The 19,107-nt window shown below is 44.3% G+C and carries 12 protein-coding genes; 5 read left to right on the top strand and 7 right to left on the bottom strand.

Annotated elements, in window-relative coordinates; all coding sequences use genetic code 11:
- Nucleotides 1-55 precede the first annotated feature (55 nt).
- Nucleotides 56-832 carry a class I SAM-dependent methyltransferase gene (locus GV64_RS15250; RefSeq protein ID WP_020584396.1) on the bottom strand — a complete coding sequence of 259 codons (777 nt, stop codon included), beginning with the start codon at nucleotides 830-832 and terminating at the stop codon, nucleotides 56-58.
- Nucleotides 833-991: 159 nt separating this feature from the next.
- Nucleotides 992-2,359, bottom strand: coding sequence for a serine hydrolase domain-containing protein (locus GV64_RS15245; protein ID WP_020584397.1), 1,368 nt, complete (start codon nucleotides 2,357-2,359; stop codon nucleotides 992-994).
- Nucleotides 2,360-2,578: 219 nt separating this feature from the next.
- Between GV64_RS15245 and GV64_RS15240 the strand changes: the two genes are divergently transcribed.
- The 3 genes from GV64_RS15240 to GV64_RS15225 all read left to right on the top strand — a co-directional run bounded on the left by GV64_RS15240 (nucleotide 2,579) and on the right by GV64_RS15225 (nucleotide 7,644).
- A complete protein-coding gene (locus GV64_RS15240) occupies nucleotides 2,579-2,911 on the top strand; it encodes a DUF1971 domain-containing protein (protein ID WP_020584399.1) in 333 nt (110 codons plus the stop codon).
- A gap of 805 nt (nucleotides 2,912-3,716) precedes the next feature.
- Nucleotides 3,717-3,926, top strand: coding sequence for a transcription antiterminator/RNA stability regulator CspE (cspE, locus tag GV64_RS15235; protein ID WP_020584400.1), 210 nt, complete (start codon nucleotides 3,717-3,719; stop codon nucleotides 3,924-3,926).
- A 910-nt stretch (nucleotides 3,927-4,836) separates the two neighbouring features.
- Nucleotides 4,837-7,644 (top strand): ETS domain-containing protein, encoded by a 2,808-nt coding sequence (locus GV64_RS15225; protein WP_020584402.1) that lies wholly within the window; start codon nucleotides 4,837-4,839, stop codon nucleotides 7,642-7,644.
- 203 nt (nucleotides 7,645-7,847) lie between these two features.
- On the opposite strand, the gene GV64_RS15220 is transcribed toward GV64_RS15225, so the two are convergent.
- The 5 genes from GV64_RS15220 to GV64_RS15195 all read right to left on the bottom strand — a co-directional run bounded on the left by GV64_RS15220 (nucleotide 7,848) and on the right by GV64_RS15195 (nucleotide 15,156).
- Nucleotides 7,848-8,636, bottom strand: a complete 789-nt coding sequence (locus tag GV64_RS15220) for a nuclease-related domain-containing protein (protein ID WP_020584403.1) — start codon at nucleotides 8,634-8,636, stop codon at nucleotides 7,848-7,850.
- Between the two features lie 567 nt (nucleotides 8,637-9,203).
- Nucleotides 9,204-10,886: a UvrD-helicase domain-containing protein gene (locus GV64_RS15210; protein ID WP_020584405.1), complete on the bottom strand. Its 1,683-nt coding sequence runs from the start codon at nucleotides 10,884-10,886 to the stop codon at nucleotides 9,204-9,206.
- Nucleotides 10,871-12,886, bottom strand: a complete 2,016-nt coding sequence (locus GV64_RS15205) for an ATP-dependent nuclease (RefSeq protein WP_020584406.1) — start codon at nucleotides 12,884-12,886, stop codon at nucleotides 10,871-10,873. The genes GV64_RS15210 and GV64_RS15205 overlap by 16 nt, the downstream gene beginning before the upstream one ends.
- A 288-nt stretch (nucleotides 12,887-13,174) precedes the next feature.
- Entirely contained in the window at nucleotides 13,175-13,456 is a 282-nt protein-coding gene (locus GV64_RS15200; RefSeq protein ID WP_020584407.1) for a hypothetical protein, read from the bottom strand.
- Between the two features lie 731 nt (nucleotides 13,457-14,187).
- The gene (locus GV64_RS15195; protein ID WP_020584408.1) at nucleotides 14,188-15,156 is read right to left on the bottom strand and encodes a hypothetical protein; all 969 of its coding nucleotides are present in this window, start codon (nucleotides 15,154-15,156) and stop codon (nucleotides 14,188-14,190) included.
- 214 nt (nucleotides 15,157-15,370) lie between these two features.
- Between GV64_RS15195 and GV64_RS15190 the strand changes: the two genes are divergently transcribed.
- Nucleotides 15,371-15,955, top strand: coding sequence for a hypothetical protein (locus tag GV64_RS15190; protein ID WP_020584409.1), 585 nt, complete (start codon nucleotides 15,371-15,373; stop codon nucleotides 15,953-15,955).
- 72 nt (nucleotides 15,956-16,027) lie between these two features.
- A complete protein-coding gene (locus GV64_RS15185; RefSeq protein ID WP_020584410.1) occupies nucleotides 16,028-18,538 on the top strand; it encodes a TcfC E-set like domain-containing protein in 2,511 nt (836 codons plus the stop codon).
- The last annotated feature ends 569 nt before the right edge of the window (nucleotides 18,539-19,107 follow it).

Raw genomic sequence — 19,107 nt, 5'->3', positions numbered from 1 at the left:
GCCCTCAGATAACATTGATGGTATTAACGGAAAAATCAGACTCGTCGGTGGATGATTAAGACATGGGTTTCAATTGAGCAAAAAGGCGTGGCATGACGATAGGAATACACGATTTTCCAACCGCAAATTGCTCAAAATAGTCCAACAGGTTTTGTGTATAGCTCTCGGGGAGGGGAACATCAAACCATTGTTCATAGCTATACGCCTTAAACCCTCCAGACTTGAAGACTTTAAGAAAGTCATCAGGGGAGAGTTGGTATTCAAACTCTTTAATATAGAGAGTGCTGGGAGTAAAACCATGAGTCAGGAAAAACTGCCGGTATTCATCGAGACTATCAAGATGCATACAGGGGAAATGAAAATGCGGCTTGAGTGCAGGGTATAAAGCATCAAAAAATACATCCATCAGGTGATTGATGGTTGGGCACCATTGTTGACGGCATGAGGCTTGCACTACAAAAACGCCATCTTCTGTCAGGCTCGAACGAATATTTTTGAAAGCTTTACTGTAATCCCTGAACCACTGAAAGGATGAGTTGGAAGTAATGACATCAAACTCATCTCTGGTGTTCAGTCCTTCAATAGAGCTTTCTGTATAAGTCACATTGGGAAGAGGGTATAGCCGTTGAGCCTCTTTGATCATAACCGGTGATGAATCAATACCGGTCACACGGCACGGTTTTCTCTGATCACAGATCAGTGCTGTAACCTTACCGGACCCACAGCCGATATCCAGTAAATTTGAAGGTTCAAACGGAATAAGAGTAAGGAGTTCCAGGGCCGCATCGTACTGAACAAAGCCGTTTGTACAATAATCTTGGTCATAGTTCATGGATTAGGACGCCTTTTCGCGACAACCTTTCAGTTCACACGAAAAGAATAGTCGTCCAGATCATTAGCAGCTGATTTATTGAAGAGTGAGCAGTACAGGAGTATAGAGGTGGAAGAACCCATCTCTATACGTAATAAAATAAACAACGACTAAAGTCTATCAAGAGGATGTTTTATTGCCCAGTGCATCAAGAAGAGCCTTATAATTCTCTTCCATTGGATAATCATCGGATGTCCAGCCGAGCCTAACCAGAACGGTATTTTGGGATGGAATAATCATGACCGACTGTTTACGGTTGCCTAGCATGGCGTAGGCATCTTCCGGTAACGTTGGCCAGCGAAGCTCTTCATCACCACGGTTCAGCCAGAATTGATAACCGTAGGACTTCTCATTATCACTGGCGTTGGGCGTTTGTGCTGCGACTACCCAAGCATCGGACAGTAGCTTATGACCATTGATGGAACCACTATTGGCCATTATCAAGCCAAGGCGTGCCCAGTCACGACCGGATGCATAAAGGTAAGAACTGCCTATAAGAATTCCAGAGGCGTCCGGCTCAAAGATAGCATTACTAATACCTGCAGGGGTAAAGAGCTCCTGTTGCACAAAAGCCATCGTGTTATTCAGTTCACTCCCCAGAATCTGGTCAACATAGCGGGACAACAGGTTGGTGGTGCCGGACGAATAAGAAAAGTGGCTTCCAGGTGAGTGTCTCAACTTGCTGGTCATGGCAACATCAGAAGCACTGGGTGCTGTGAACAGCATATGGGTTGCATCACTGCCCGGAGCATAGGTTTCATCAAATGCCAGCCCACTGTTCATCTGCAGTAACTGTTCCAGAGATAAGTCGGCACGTTTATCGGTCCATTGGTCAAAAAGAGCTATGTCGTCTTTTGACACTTTTTCCAATGTTTCCAGGCGTCCCAGTATCATGGCGGTCACACTTTTACCCATTGACCATCCCAGTAGAGGGGTATTGTGATCAAATCCGTCCCCGTAAGCTTCAGCGAGAATTTCTCCACCCCTGACTACCACCATTGCCCGGCTATCGAGCCCCTGTTGATTATCCGCCGTCATTATTGAATTCAGCAGTGTCTGAATTTCAGGGTCTATATTGTCAGTGCTAATGCCCGCAGGCCATTGCTCGGTGGAAATTTTTGAGTGTTGTACAACTGTCGCATTTTTCAGTGTATTCACGCCGTCAAAATCCAGGGTGCAACCAAGACCATCCCGATAAGTGGCAACAGTAGGGGCCAAACCAAATAAATGAGCGCTGACCTGTCTGGGGGAGTCGTTGTATTTGAGGTCAACCAGCTCTGTGACCTGCGAGTAGGATGACAGGTCGCTGGCAATCTGCTGATCATCAAGTTCACTGATAAATCGTGCGGAGCATGCCAGTTTAGCACTGAGGCTGGTGGCCACTTGAACAGCATGCCCAAGGTTGAACAGCGAGAAACCAAGAAAGTAAGGGGGAATGGCAACCAGCAGGCCGGCAATCAGGACGAAAGATACGAATAGCTTTTTCATTATTATTGTTCTTATTGGTTGGTAACAGCGGTGTGCAAAGCTTATGGTGATCCAGTCTTGAAATCCAGTCTTGAAATTTAGAGTTTAAAGACAGGAGATGTCAGCCGGTAATACACAAGACGGTATAGATTCTTTCAGGGCGGTTATTATTCTTACACTGGTAACAGACTATGGTCATCAATCCTGTGGCGAGCACTCAATGGTAAAAAAGGAGCGGTTATGAGCCACTTACGCATCCCCAAAAGCTGGACTATTCAGCGTTCTACACCTTTTTTCACAAAAAATAATGTGCCAAAAGCTTTGCTGACGCACCACAATACGGCTGCTGGCGTGTTTGGCCAGATATGCGTAATGGAAGGCACCGTCACTTATTTTGGATACCCTGATCAGGAAACGTCTGAACACGAAATGACCGTGGTGATCCGGGCTGGCGAGTTTGCAACCAGTCCTCCCCAGTACTGGCATCGTATTGAGTTGAGTGATGATGCTCAATTTAATATCAATTTCTGGTCAGAGGAGATTGTTGATCAACCCTTCTTTCAGGCGGGTTGATAAGAGCCAGCCAGCATAATTAAGCGCAAGTGTATTTTTATTCGGAACGTCGTTAGAAAAGAAAATTCTTACTGGAAGGCTGGTTGTAAAGCTTTGGAACCAGCCAGTTGACTTCCAAATCAGTTCAAGGAGTGTCGTTATGCAAATCGGCAGTATGATGTTCTCTGGGCTAACGCTGAATCAGCGGGCTAACAGCTGTACAGTTTTCTGAATGTGGTTTGTTCCAAGGTGTCAGGTGTATTTTTTCGCTATGACCCAGTGAAGGGAGCCTAAGCATAATTAATATAAAAAAGTTAACGACATTCTCTCTCATTTTCCATCAAAGTCTCAGGGAACCCTCTCAATTAGGCATGTGGCCCGTCGCCCAAGGAGAGCACTCATTTTAGGAATATGGGGTCACTATATTCTGCGCAGTTTGCCTTGCCTGAGGTTGGATTAGTGCCTTCGTATCATAATGTTTAATGATACACGCTCCTGGAATTGTTTCTTTGTGTATAATGACTGCATGAGTAATGTCACGACTGGATGGCGAAAAGTTTTGCAAACTATTCAGTTGGAAAGGAATTATTATGCATTTATACTCTGGTGGCTGAGTATCTCTTGTGTCGAATGGCTGTAATTACTCATGGTAATCAGGATTATACTCTGTATAATGGCGGAACGTTAAAAGTGTGATTTATTTTTTATGCAAAGATTTGATGTTCCGGGTGTAGTAACTCGCCATACTCTTCATAAGCAATAATAAGCTTCTAGCTTTACCGCCTTATTGTAAGGCACCTTTATTATTTAACTTCAGGATATGACTATGTCTACTACTACCGGTACTGTTAAGTGGTTCAATGACGAGAAAGGTTTTGGTTTTATCGCTCAGGATAATGGCGGACCAGACGTATTTGCTCACTTCCGTCAAATCGCAGGTGATGGCTTTAAATCACTGGCTGAAGGCCAGCGCGTTGAGTTCACCATCACTCAGGGTCAGAAAGGCCCACAGGCTGAAGATATTCGACCACTGTAATGGTCGGGCTACAATATTGTAGTCTCTAACCTCACCTCAGGTGAGGCAAAGAAGGGCAGTACTTTCAGGTGCTGCCTTTTTTTTGCTTTCAGTAAAGACGAGATGGATGAGGGGCAGGTCTTTCATTCTTCATAAGAGCAAAACTCAAGGCCTGGTCACAGCTTCCTCCGGTTGAATTTACTCAAAACGCACAAAGAATTCTGAACCTTTTGGTGGCCATTCGTCGAATAGAGGTAAGCCGTCTGTAATGTCATACCATGGAGCTTTAGAACCTACAAAAATATGGGCTTCCGGACGTACAGCGGGATCACCGGTCACTGTCTCTAACGTCACCCAGAGTAGCTCGCCATTTTTTTGAAAACCACCTAATGGTGAGCCGCATTGGCGACATGAACCTCGATATACTTCTGGGGAGGATTCAAATTTAGCGATCAGCTCCTTACCGGAGGTCCATATGAATTTTTTGCTTCCACACGCGCATAATCACCAAATGCAACGCCTAAAGTACGTCGATACATTGAACAATGGTAAAATGCGACATCACTTACTTTCCAACAATCTCGTAGCTGACATTGCCGCAAGCGCAGCCACCTTTAATGAATCTGTCTCCTCAACAGTACCTGAAGCAAAAAAGAAACTGAGCTTCGGGCCTTGGTGGCTCAATAGATTTCAAAAGTCACTGTTGAAGGCATCCCAGGTTTTTATAGCTTTTATCTCAAGGGGATGCTGGGCAGTTGGTTATCTGGGGTGAATACAAAACTCAAAACCTGCTCTATTTTTCTGACCGATTGGTTATCCTCAGGAACGGAATGGCTTTTTATCAGTCCAAAGATGTGCATCAAAATGAATAAGACAAGTGCTATAAGGCATAGGGAAGCGTGCAGGTCATATTATCAAAGCAGGAGTAACCATGGAGCCAGCAGCAGCTCGGCCCAATGCTTCAGGGCATGCTTCAGGGCAATATAATGTAAATAATCCAGGCAATCCTTCTCGTATTGGGCCATTTCATCTGCTAATGGAAAACGGTACCCCTGTTCTACAAGGAGTAACCCTCGGCCAGAGAAATATGAGTCTGCGTCCTGATCCGGTACCGATATTACCCAAGCAGGTTGCTGATAGCAGGATCCCCGTTTCATCCAATACAAATTTCACGCCTACCCGGCGACAGCAGCATGAGTACTCTCCTCAAGTTCCTGATAGCTATTCACAACATACACCCGAATGTTCGGCCATATATACCGCTAAACCATCGGAAGTGAAGCATCCGGTGCACTGGATTCTGGATCCTTCAAAAGATACAGAAAAGGAGTGCCCTCTCAGTATTGCCATCAGGCAATCAGCTAACCCTTCGAGTAATCAGGAGGAATATGCTACTTATCAGCAGTTGCACAACCTGTTTATACCCGAACTTATGAAAATGGCAGGAAAGAGAGATGATGAGAGCTGGATAAACTATCAGGATGAGTATGGCTTTACACCTCTGATGAATGCTGCAATGCATGGTGCTCTGCGCTGTATCGAGCCTTTAATTAACGCTGGCGCAAACCCTTTATGGGAGCGCGGGTCAACAGCATTACACGAAGCGCTTTCTGAAGAAAAACATTCCTGGGGAGGAACACGTTATGACGTACTTCAAACGATGCTGTCAGCCCTGAAAAAGAAGGTACCAGGCCAATTGGTTGGGCTGATGAATAAAAAACTGAGTCCTGACGAAGCCAGTACTTTTAAAAATTTACTTCCTGAAATGAAGAAAAAGCTGAAGTCAGAAAATACGGTTTTACATCAGCTAATGCGTCGTGGAAATGGCATTGGTGCTGAAGAAGTCATAAAACTCACTAAGCTTCTGCTGGAGTTTGGAGCGGATCCTATGGTTGAAAATGGTGAAGGAAAAACCGTTTTCGAGTATGCATGGTCTGAAAGAGATAACAAAGGACGTCAGGATATTGTTCAAGCACTTCTTAATAACATGCCTTTCAATAGGTTGTGCAATATTCTGGCCCAACCATGTGCTATACCGTTTGAACTGCAAATAAAGATTCAAACTCTGATTAATCAGAGAGTACATGCGAATGTTGGCAGGGTTAACCAGCAGGCACCAGCTCTGGTACCTTGCGTGCCACAGGGGCTACAAATCTCAAGAGGGCAGCAAGGGCTGTCACAATCCCCTTTGACTCACCTGCCGGTTCGAACTACTGCCCCTTGCTTACCTTTATCTGTGGTTAAGCAAAATGATCAAGAGTTTAGTGCAGAGCCAAAGGTGGAATTACCCATACCAGAAACATTTATATCGATGGACAGCTTTCAGAGACCGGTAGCACCTGAAGAGTCAAAGTACGCAGTGGATATAAATCCCACTCGGACTTTGATTCAACAGCCAGCTGATGCCGGTGTTGGCGGGAGCTCAGGTGCTTCAGAGGCATATTCATTGTTAATGAGTGCTCAACAGACTGCGCTACTCAATGGGGCGATGTCCGCCAATCATATTCAGTCGTGCTTCCCTGTTGGAGAGATGACAGGATCACACACGGGATCTAATGTTCATGGTGCTGATACAGCCTTGGCTGCACATCATCCGATATCAGCAACAGTGTCATTTGATGACTATAACTCGAGCAAGTACGTGGAGATGATGGATGATGTTGGAGGACCAGCTGTAGCTCAGGAGCTACTCACACTGCTCGGCGATTTTCTGGATCAAAATCCGACCGCTTTAGATCAACCGACTGCATCATGTCTGTCCAATAATATAGATGCGTGGAATGATCATTCTGCTCAGTCAACCGTTGCGGATAGTATGATAAAAACAGAGTCATCAGTACCTTTGTTAACTCATGAAGCTATGGACAAAGGCACTTTTGATAATCCGTTCGTAAATGTTGAGCCCTGGGAGGTTACTGATCAACCTCTGACAGACTTTGAGTCGATGCCATCATGCAGCACGCACTGGGCTGAAACAAAAGCACCCACCACCCCTGTGGCAGATGCTATCTCATCGGGATCGACCACCTCTTTTTCAGCGAAGGATTCAGATTCTGATTCACTGTATTCTGATGGTGATACCCATTCTGAAGTATCAATGAGCGTAAATAGCTCTTTTCCTGAGATGGTAAATGCCTACCAGGGGCAGTTAACTGAGCGTCAGGCCATGATTAAGGCGAGAAGGCTCTCCGAGCTGGTTGATGATATGTCTGACCCCACTCGATCGGCGGTAGACGTACATTTACCACAATATGCCCCTCCTGTATCACCTGTGAGTAGTGCCAATGATAGTGACAGAGACGACATTCCTTTTTTTCCAGCGATCTTCCCTACGGTTGTGCAACCACGAAAAAGAGGACGACCAAGAACCGTAGAGCTTGCAGGTAATATTGAAAGAAAGTGTAGAAAGACATCTGAAAAGCAAGGTAAGGGGATTCTTGATTTTCTGGTAGAAGAGTTAGATAAGGAAAAATCTGTGCGAATTAAGGGGTTGAAGTGGCACAGTAAACAGGATGGGATTTATATCAGGGAGCAAAAAGCCAATGCTGAATTAGCCAGACGGTGGGGAGATTATAAAAATAATCCAGGCATGACTTATGATAAATTTGCCAGGGCACTGAGAGGTTATTATGGAAATACCAGAAATCAGGGGCAGATTGAACATTTAACCTGCGGGTTGGACGGTACATCTGAAGAGAATTTACGAAGCAAGTACTACCGTATTCACTTAAAAAAATAAAAAGTGTAAACGCTGTAAAGTCATGTTGAGTAACCGGGCTATATGACCCCCTTGGGGCAGTAAGCCACAGGCTGCCAGCAAGTTTTATAAGAGCTGCTGGTTAATGGCTGTTTGTCGCTCCCTGAAGAACTTTTTTACCACATAGGCACGGATACACAGAACCTAAGCCTCTGTGGTAAGACTTTTTTATTACTTATTTCAGGCTAAGTAACGGCCTCTTTATGCAGAATGGCAGCACGGCATCGGGGATACTGTGTGCAACCCCAGAACCGGGTTCCGGCCCGTGTACCCTTTCTGGCGGTGCGCAATACCATTACGTTGCCGCATTTGGGGCAGGGTTTTTCAGCCGCTTTCTTCTGCTTAATCTCCTGTACATGCCGGATATGCGCCCGATGGTTTTTAAACGTAGGCGCCAGTCGCCCAGACTTAATACGCTCTATAGCCTCTGAAACTTCACTGTCGGAAAGTAATGGGCTGGTCTTGGACTTGATATAACGAATCAGGCCGCCGGCATAAGTGACGTTCTCAGGCATCGGGGTTTTAAAAGTACTGTCACCCACAAAGACCACCACTGGGAACAGTTTGCTGTCATCCATCTCCAGGCAGGAAGACAGCGTCTTGGTGTGTTTGTAGTTCTGGTGCAGTGGGTTCTGAAAACGGGCGGTGTGTTTAAAGATTTTCTGGGTCCACTGCTTCTGATGCTCAGATCCAAAAATCCAGCCCTTCATATTTTTGGTCTCCATCACAAAAATACCAAAGCGGGAGACAATAATATGGTCAATCTGGGTTGAACCATCTTTCGTGGGCAGGGTGACATTATCCAGCAGATGGTAATGCTTTTTATCCAGCATCAGCTTGATGGCGGTATTGACCATAAACTCACCCAATACACCCTTAAACCACGGTGATTTGGCAATACCGATAACAACCAGCAGCGGAACAAACCATAAAAGCATGGTCACTGCATTACTGAGAACAGGAGAGAAGTCCAAGGTTGGATTCCAGTGTTGAGGTAGATGAGGGGGGCTTTAAATGGTAATGAAAACCAGTTTGGTGCTTATGTGCTTTACTCTTCCTGTAACGCTTTGCTCACCGGAAAATAGGAGCGCAGCGAGTATTTTTTCCAGTGCAGCTATTTGTTAGCCGATTTATCTCTCTTATCAATAGTTAAGATATACCTGTCCTTTCTTCACTTCTTATAATGGATGGCCCTTGCCCTAATCAATAACTACCTTTTCAAAGTCCGGGAATGTTGCCAGTAGATGTTTTTCCTCATCACTGGTTACCACTTTGACAACAGTTAGATTCTTGATCGTTCGTGAACATGCCACATAAAATAGCTTCATGTTTGGGGGCGTAAAGACGCTACTAGGCTCAGTACTATCAGGAGTGAACTGAAACTTGTACTGGGTCCAAAAATACTCATCAAGGACAACTAAAACATTTTCAATACCAGACCCCTTAGTCTTGTGCATCGTGATATAGTCGCACTCTTCATTTAGGTATCTGTAGTACCTGATTACCTCATTAAAGGATATCGCTTCAGAGAATAGTTCCTCTTAGAATCTCTCTTTATCAAGACTGGATTTGAATTCATTGAATACTTCTTCAGTCAGTTCAGGGTCTTCTTTTGCCATCTTAGTTATGGTATTGCTTCCTGAATTGAATCTCTCTTTGAACTTCTGGTAAGCCCTGTCTTTTTGCAACTCAGCTAAGAAAGAATCCTTACGCCCAATATATGCAAGGTAACTGTCCGGCTTGCTAATCAGCTTTTCCTCAAAAGCAACCTCAAGAGTTTTAGCAATGCTTAGATCACCCGTAGCGATCTTCTCAAATGCAGCGACAATCTTTTCTTTGTCCTCAAGTTTGTTAAGCACAAACCCTGACTTCTTTAGTTCGGTTAGTATGAAGTTGTACCTCTTTTTTGACCCACTATAGGCATCACATAATTCAGCTAGATCAAGTACCTGAATGCTTGAAAGTACCCTTTCGAGCTCGTCTTTGACTTCCGTATATCTATCAGAAAACACCTTATAGAGTGAGGAAAATCCAACCTTTCCTGCAATTGACTTGTTTGTAAGCATCAACTTCTTATGAGGGGATTCTTCACCGTCAGCCGATTCAATTAACTTATCAACGAAATCAAGGTATGCATGCTTCTCTTCAGGACGACTCCTAGTATGAGGTTTGTTATCGCCCCAGACTGCATAAAGCAACCTAACCTGACCTTGCCTATCTTTGAAGGCCTCTTTGGTGCCATCATCTTTAATCTTGAATGCAAGTTCTTGGCTAAGAGCATCCTCCCTAAGAATATTCACAAAGTTAATTACTTGTTCTGAACATCGAAAGTTATCTTCCTTTAGTATCTCGACAAGATCACCTGAGTCAATAAAGGCACGCACATCCCCTATACCATCTGAGTATATGCTTTGCATAGCATCCCCAAATAATCCTATTGTTGTCTGCCTATCTTTAGGGAGATGCTTTAAGAACACATTAACCACATCCTCATGTGTGTCTTGGTATTCGTCAACCAGGATGAAGTCGTACTTATCACATAGGATCTTTCCAAGCCTTGGATAGCGTTGAAAGAGCAAACTTGTGACCCTGAGTAGGCTATCATGTCCAAATGAAAGATCACTGAGGTTATCAAATCGTGAATTATTGTACTTAATACTCCTATGATCCTTGCGTTGAATCATCTGTCGAACTTCAACATTCAATTCATCGATATTTTTATTCAGTTCCTGACTGATATCATCCGGTGCCTTGTCATACTCTCTCTTACCAAGCTCTTTTCCGGAGGGCTGACCTTTGGCAATGTATTTTAACTTTGCATACTTCTTGTAAGGCTTCTTGTAGTTTTCATGATTAGCTTTCTTAAGCTCATTGCCAGATAATCCCGAACTCTCCTCAGTCTCAAATTCTACCTTATCTACTGCATATATCTCATGTATAACTTCGTGGATTGATTTTGTGTAGTTCTCGATTAGTGAGCCAAGAAAAGAGTGTATGGTGGATATGTTGTAACCTTCTCCTACACGATCGATGATTTCGTTAACCGCAAGATTGGTATGGGTAATACACGCAATTCTCTTCTTAGAATAATCTTTGGATAAGAGTTGTAATGTTTGTTTTAGTGTTTCTGTCTTCCCACAGCCTGCCCCTCCCTGTAAAACAAAACTTTTCTTGTTTGCTGTGCATTCCTGGATTCTTTCCAGTGGGGTTACTTGGCTATCCACTTTAACCCCTCCTTAATATACGAAGGGATATTCCACTTCAGGTTTTCTTTTGAAAGGGCGAGATAGAGTAAAGATGAGGCAAAGCTAGACTTCCCCTTACTATCAAGCATTACATCAACAAACTTATCAGGGTCAGACTTGCACTCATCAAACTTGCTCTTATTTTTAAGTCCGTCGACATCTTCAAGGTTATTGCCTATGTCGTCCATATTCGCACTAACGAATGCTTCTTCAAAGCTTCTACCCTGGTATCCGTCTTCAACATCCTGATAGGCAATCTTGATCAATGGAGATGGATCATCATGGCTTTGCTCTTTTAGCTTTTCCATCCATGCAGAAAAGCCCACCTCTTCAAACTTCGGTGAGTTATAGTAATGCCGTAGGGTAGCATTGCTAGTATGTGTGCCAACCTTTGCAGGGCATGCTGTGTAACTAATGCTATCCTTACCGTTATCTCCCTTTTTGATCTTCTTCTCTGTAGTGTCTAGATCTGTAATGATGAGTGTCTTAATTTCAAGAAAGTCGAGAAAATGTTTGAATGCTTTTGCGTTTGCTCCCACCTCTAGAATTGATATGTTTTGAGAAGTAAGTGCAACTTCATCCTTATCACCCATGCCATCTTGATCAAATTTATTGATAAAGTATGGAAGGAGCATTTTTTCAGAAGTACCTTCTATAAAGATTATCTTTTCTGCAAAGAATAGTTCTGATGACTCAATTGTTAAATATTGGTTGAGAAACTTGAAATTCTCCTTCTCTACCTTGTCGATATCAACATTCTTTACATCAGCATACCTTGATTGTAGCTCTATATAGAAATTTCGTATATCTGTATTGGCTTCGTCCTTTTTGATGCGAAAGTAACGAATATCCCTGAAATTGCATTTCTTGACGATATGAGCAGAATGAGTTGAAATGAAAGCTTGAAGCCCCTTAATCCCTTTTAATGTTTTTGTGATTTGGTCAATAAAGACATACTGTAATTGTGGATGGGTGTGAGCTTCAGGCTCTTCAATAAACAGAAGGTTTATATCCCGCCCAGTCTCTTTAAAATCAGCCTTCTCAATCTCTATGTTTAGAAGAAGATAGAGTATGTTCATGTATCCCAAACCATTTAGATGTTCAGGTAGTTCGGTGCTATCTTTCCCATAGGTGATCTTAGAATGGTTTGCCATAACCTCCTTGGACTGAAGGTCGGATACAACGTTTAGTTCGGTAAGGCCAAGAAAGGACTTTGCATTCTTCAGGAAAGGCTCAAAAAAGATTTTGTAATTACTGCTAAGTTGGCTGTCTGCTTCAATGATTGATGAATTGATCCCGTCTAGCTCATCATGAGAAATATTGACTTTACTGTTGTAGAACTGTGTCGTTAAGTGTGAAAGTATCTTTCGCTCTTGAGGCTTTGCATCCGAACTCGTTACATTTCTATTTGCTTGAATTATCTTCAAGTTGATTAGGCTATTAACATCAGATACATCTTTTTGGATTAGGTTCGAGCGATGTTTCGGCTCAAAATCACTGTACTCATTAAAGATGTAGTATCTAACTTGAATGTAATCAGAAAGGTTCTTTTTGATGAACTCATCTTTTTTTTTGGCAACAACATCAAGATCCTTTAGCAGTTTTGATTTGTTGATCGTTGCTTCAAAGGAAATTCGTGCCGTGTTGCATTTCGGATCAAGATCTACAATGAATTCAGAAAGGTTCTGTAGATTATCTTCTTCGCCATACTTAATACTAAGGGATAGTCTTATTGCTATCGAATACTCATCTGTCTTTTCACTAAGATTATGGATGTCTTCACGCAGGCTCAATGGGAAGTCATCGTAGTAAAACTTCCTTGATTTCAGAAACTTTTCAAACAGTACGATGAAAGATGTCTTGCCAGAATTATTCTTCCCTATCAAAAGGGATAGCTCGTTATTTGACTCATCTTCCAGATCTAGTGTGGTGTCTTTAAGTAACCTGAAATTCTGTATTCGTATCTTGCGTATGTGCATCTTTTCTCCTTCTGAAAAAGGGGAAGCATTAAGTTCCCACTCCGATCCGTTTAAGAAATCCACTGTTTGATGAAATGCATCTATCGCGGAGTTTTCATATGTTTTGTTATATTCAGCTGCAGTTAGGTATCCTTAGTTTTACTGCTGATTTCGAGGATCTGGGTTTAATCGTATTACGAAAGTATCCATGACTATCCTCGACTATTAAGGCTAACGACTCGATGTGGGGCTGCACGTTAGTGCAGTCCCACACGATTGTTTTGTTAAGCGCATTTGTGATTTTATCTTTTATGCATCATTTATTGCATATTGGATAATTCTATTGCAAATATCGATCTCAGTATTGTATTTTCCAGTTTCTAATAGATCTTCTTTGAATTCTTTTGTTAGATACACTTCCAAGAAGTATTCGTAGCCTTTTTCTTTGAGATCAAGTGGCGTACTCACTGTAGCATCTTCATCTTCGATACGAAGAGCAACTTCCGATTCTGGAGTCCATGGCAGTTTGACGTAGAGTGTTTCTTCCTGGTTCAGGGACTCAATCGCTTCTGTAGCTTCTAATAGTTTCATGTTTTTCTTCTTATAAGCGCTTAACATTGTATTAAAACTCAAATGAGTAATATTGAATATTTGGGCGCAATTAACTCATTCGAGTGATATTGAATATTTAGGCGTAATTAACTCAAACGAGTAATATTGGTTATATTTTGGCAGTGCGCTGAGAAGAAGTGCATTATCGAGAACTTCCATCTTATGCTCTGCCAGACTCAACCCATAGAGGCATAAAACAAAGCCTGTTTATAAAAAAGCACGCTACCGCCCGTCGATTTTTTGCAGTTCAAAAAATAACCGCAAATAGCAGGGTTCTTAGTAGCTGATTGTCATCGCTTAATTGTCATGTAATCACTCAAAGCGGGATGATTGTACGATAGTCTAATTAAAGACAAAAGTCGTTTATTGGTTGGTGTTAAAGGTTGTATGAGAACCGGGAATGGAGGGTTGGAGACTTAGAGGGCCGCTGGTTACCAGTCTGCACTTGATCTTTTTTCAGAATGACTCTTAAGACGATACAGAGATTACAGAGTCAGGAAAAAAGCGTTTCTTCTGTGTCTCTGTGCCTTTGTGGTCAATAAAACAAACGGCAAAGGTCTTAACTTCTCAGGCAGAGTGTTGAGCTGTTGGAAGTACTGCTTAGTGCTGAGCAGACTCAAGAGGACAGATAAGTCACAGTGAAATAAACTCGAACAGTGTGGCTTTCAGTATTCTGAACGCCTTCAGGAATCATTTACCCTTGCTCAGCTTTACATGGGGGTTACCGTAATGGTTAAGGTGTCCTTAAATTGCCCTGCGGATGTCTGGTATAAGCTCTGGCTATTGATGCGCACCTGTATGGTGAGGTTATCCCGTTGCTGGCAACCCTGATCACGACTGGCGTTCAAAACACCTTTTTGGTCCCCTTTTTTCTGATATTCCAACCAGTTGGACTGGCCGGTATTCTGTATTCGAACCACATAGGGAATACAGGCATTCATGGCGTCGCATTGGTCAGTCTGGCTGAGCTGGAAGGGTTTTCCCGGTGCATTGGCACCATCCAGATCAACACTGATATTCCCTGAAGAACTGTACACACAGGCGGAGATAGAGGACTCGAGATAGGTACCTGATGGTATACCGGCATTGAGAACGATTTCACTCAATCCGGTAATTTGTACTTCTTCCCGAGTGTGCAGGGGTATTTTAATGGCCAGAGTGTCGTAATAACGGGCAGATTCAGTGTCTTCACCGACGACGTAAAACAGCAGGCTATTCTGTCCACTGTTCACTATGGACTGTAATTGCGATGTGCTGAACCTGACGGTAAATGTTGCGGTTACCGTTGTGTTCTGATGGCCGGTAATATCCCCTGACCACTGGCCGGGTGAAAATTTTTTCTTACCGGCTGGCGTGTCATCACCCGTCGTTGCAAACCGGACTTTCCCCTTAATCAGTTTGCCCAGCTGCCCCTCAGAGATCGGTGGCGCGCTGCCAGAACCGGAACCTATGCTGGTGGCTGAAAAGGCAAGCCGATAATGTTGTGGACCTGTGCAACCCTGGCTGCATTGTGAGCTAAAGACGACACTGAATTGGTATGAGATGTTTTTCCGGGTAGCCGTGGAAAGATCCATTGCCGGTGCATCGTAACTAATGAACTCAAAGCCAGCCTGGCTGGTATCAGACCACACCACGCAGAGCCAGAAGCACCACAATAACACATAGCTCGACTGATTCATTACCGATATACGTGCCTGATCAATAGTGACATGGACGTGCGTTATCCATGGGGCTGACAATCAGATATACAGCCCGTTCTTTGTTGCATCTGTCAGGAGAACACCGGCTTAAGCTTAGACGGCAAGTCGTATATTAAAAGCATCTGAAATAACGCAGAGAAAAAACACCTCAACTACACTGTTTGATCAGTCAGTATTGGTATTGAGGTGTTGTATGCTCAAGAGCCTGATTTCTATTGCTTGTGCAATGGTGGCTGTTTCCACATATTCTATGTTAAGTCTTGCTGCCACCGGAGCAGCGAACGATGGCACATTAGGCACAACGTCAACCGGTACTATTCCTGTCACTTTAAACATGCCGGCCGTGATTAAAATATCTGAACTGAAAGAGGTTACCTTCGATTATTCAAGTGTAAACGACACTGGTAATCTTACTAATACTCAAAACTTTTGTGTTTATACTAATTCTGCAGAAGGATCGTATACATTAACCATTAATGGCACGGCCGGTGGAAAATCGGCCACCTTTCAGTTGAGTCCTTCTGGAGGTGGCGAGGCAGGAGGCAAAACGGTCGAGTATGATGTCTTTTTCGCCTCGGAACTCATCCCTGCTTCGGGCACTTTGCCACAAGTGACGCCGGGTACGCCAATATCTGCCACGGGAGCCAACACACAGACGCTTGATTGTGGTGCAACAATGGTAACCACCTTAAAAGTAGAGATTCCTGAAGGCAACCTCGCTGCGGTAGAAAGTGGAACCTATACAGACACACTCACCCTGACCGTCGCTCCCCGTTGATATTAACCGCTCAGGGTAAAACCTTTGATTCAGTGAGGTTCCCGTTCAACCGTTACTCATAACCGACTGTTTGTGCCTGATTCCGCATTAGTAAGAATAAAAGTTGCGATCGTTATTTCTGTTCCGCTGGCCATTGTTCCTGTGGTGATGGCAGAGAGTATGCTTGCCCAGGTAAATCCACCTCAAGGTTTTGAATCGTTGCTGAAACCTCAGCAGTCATTAGTTGATATTTATTACGGCGGTCAGCTTCTGATCTCACAAATGGTGACCTATACGCCGGAGTGGGTTGAACTGTCCGATCCCGCAGCAGTGGTCAAGGTTATTCCCAATCTGAAAGATCCTGAAACCGTCAGGGCTGCATTAACTGGCCAATTAAATAATTACGGTGATGATGATTGTGTAACGTCTGAAACCCCAGGAGTCAGGGATCAGTGTGATAGCGAAAAGCCAGAAATTGTTTCGATGCTTTTTTCAGAGAGCCGCTTCAGGGTCACGCTGTTGATTAATCCGGATTTTCTAGCAACTCAGGTACCGGCGGTGCTTCGCTACCTGCCACCTTCGGACTCCGGATGGTCCATGATGCAAAACGTATATGGCGTCTGGGCAGGTGTTCGAGGCGTCGATGATACGGATGAGTACACGTTGAACCTGATGAGTCAGTTAGCCTGTCAGGAAAACAGTCTGCACCTGAATGCCTCTTATTCGAACAATCAGCGTTTTCAGATTCAGGATGCGTTTCTTCGTCGGAATTACCAGGGGCAGGAATACAGTGGCGGCATTATTGAGAGCGTTGGGTTCGGTTACACGTTTGTCAATAATCGCAGCTTTGCAGGTGTGAGGATAGCCAGCTCTGACCAGACCAGGGTGGATACTGATTTTCGCAATGGAACGCCGCTGGATATCTTTCTGCCCAGCCGCGGACGTGTCGAAGTGCTCCGGGAGGGACGACTGCTTGAGTCGTGGTTTCTGGAGGCCGGTAATCATCAGCTGAACACTTCTGCTTTCCCCTATGGTGCCTACGAAATTGACATTATTATCCGGAGTGAGACAGGGCAGGTTATTCAGCAGGAACGCCGCTTTTTTGCCAGGGAATACCAGCTTCCTCCTGTCGGTGAGTGGTTGTATTTTGTTGAGACCGGCCGGGTGGTGAATCGGGACAGACCCGGAACACTGCCTGACAGAACGGATCAGTGGCTGACCCGTGCCGGCGTGAATCGCCGACTGACGAATACCCTGGCAGGTAATGTTATGGTCGCTGCTGATGGGCATAGTCAGGTAATGGAGGCTGGCGCTTACCACCTGGGTCGTTTTCACGAGTTGGTGCCATCCCTCATGGTTTCTGCTCAGGGGGATTATGGAGCTGGTATTTCCGGGCGCCTGTGGTCAGACAATGTATCAATCAGTGGTAGCTACTATCGGTTGTGGCGTGATGATACTTCGGTGTTGGCTAATTCTGGACTGGATTCGCAACCGACGTTGCTGGGCAGTGCCTTTCAGCAAACTTCATTTTCAGCCAGCGTTTCCCTGCTGAGCGGTGTTTTAAGTTATCGTTATTTTCATAATCATTATCGAGAACCGGTAAACGATGCAGACAATCATGGACTGGACTATCGGCGAAGTCTGTATCGCTCCAGGGACCTGAATGTGGATATCAGGATGTCACTGAGTCGCTCTGGAAATAATGACATTGCCTTGCTGAGTTTTGAGTTTCTATACAACCGGAATCAATGGACTTTCAATGCGTTGCCACAGCTAGAGTACCAGCGAAACAGCGATGGTCACGATCGGCATGGTCGAATGAAGGTGCTTGCCAACTGGTCTGATCGTGAACTGCTGGATGGTGTGATCAAGGCTGATTTGGGGGCAGAGACTGGCCCCGGTGATGAGCGCTACCTTACCCGCCTGCATGTTGATAATCGTTTTGGTGGGATAAACCTGAATGCCAACCACACCCGAAACCGGTTTGCCCGCACCGGTTTTTACTCCGCCAGTTTTCATAGCAGCCTTCTGGCTAATCAATCGGCCATTGCTGTTGGTGGCGAAAGACTGGAAGACAGTGCCCTGGTTATTAAGGTGAATCAACAGGAGGAGTTGGGGAGAAATAAAGATACGTCTGGAAATGCAGTGTTTGATGTCAGGGTCGATGGGTATCGTCGTGGTTATGCCGTTGCTGACAAGCCTTCGGTGGTTCAGTTACCTGCTTATCATCAATACCAGGTCACGTTGAATCCTGCAGGATCTTCTTTGTATGAGCTTAATGAGTTGGAGCGAAATGTCACTCTGTACCCTGGTAATGTTGTGACGCTTACTTTTGAGGCAACACCGCTGCGCCTATGGTTTGGCCGATTGGTGTTGCAAGGGGAGCCACTGGCTGGTGCGCGTATCCAGGGCGGCCTGTATCAAACGGCCACGGATGAGTTTGGACTTTTTCAGGTGGAAGCACCAGCTGATCGCAAGACATTGACCGTTGAATTGCACGATGGCCAGATCTGTTATCTTGGTCTACCTGCAAACCAGGATAATGCTATTCAGCAAATGGGAACTGTCAATCTGGATACCGTGGGCTGTAAATCGACGGATTGACCCTGAGTAGAGTTCTGCGTCTGGTGATTTCTAGAAAGAGCCTCCCATCATGATTTGACATTGCTTGAGGAGTTACAGAAAACGCATTGGCTAATATTTTGTTATTTGTGATACAGAGAGCACAGAGTCAGGAAAAAAATCGTTTGCTCTGTGTCTTTGTGGTTAATAAAAGAAATAAAAACGTCCTATCCACTCATCGCCATCGCCCTACAAATTCCCGCCTCATAAGTCTCATCCTCCTGACCAAATTATGCCAGCTTCCGCTGCTTAATAGCCTGGGGAATGACCACCCGCTCACTGCAATACGCTAATGTATCTGCTGATGTGCTTCTTCACTCAGCAGATTACAGAGCGCCTGCACTTGGGAAAAGTGATGTCCGTTTTTATCAGAAAATGAACTCATGAAAATTCATGGTCGATGCCTTTTCAATAAAAAATGAACTATTTCTGCTTCTTGGTAACTAAGTGTCAGATGTAACTCATTATTACCCGTTCAATACCTTCAGGCGGTCTGTTTTGCCGTTGCTGGATCGGCTGACCGGAAAGCATAAAAGGGAAGCATTGCTATG

The organism is Endozoicomonas elysicola (genome assembly GCF_000710775.1).
Classification (GTDB): Bacteria; Pseudomonadota; Gammaproteobacteria; order Pseudomonadales; family Endozoicomonadaceae; genus Endozoicomonas; species Endozoicomonas elysicola.
The sequence above is the reverse complement of the archived record's forward strand: the minus strand, read 5'-3'. Positions and strand labels throughout refer to the sequence as shown.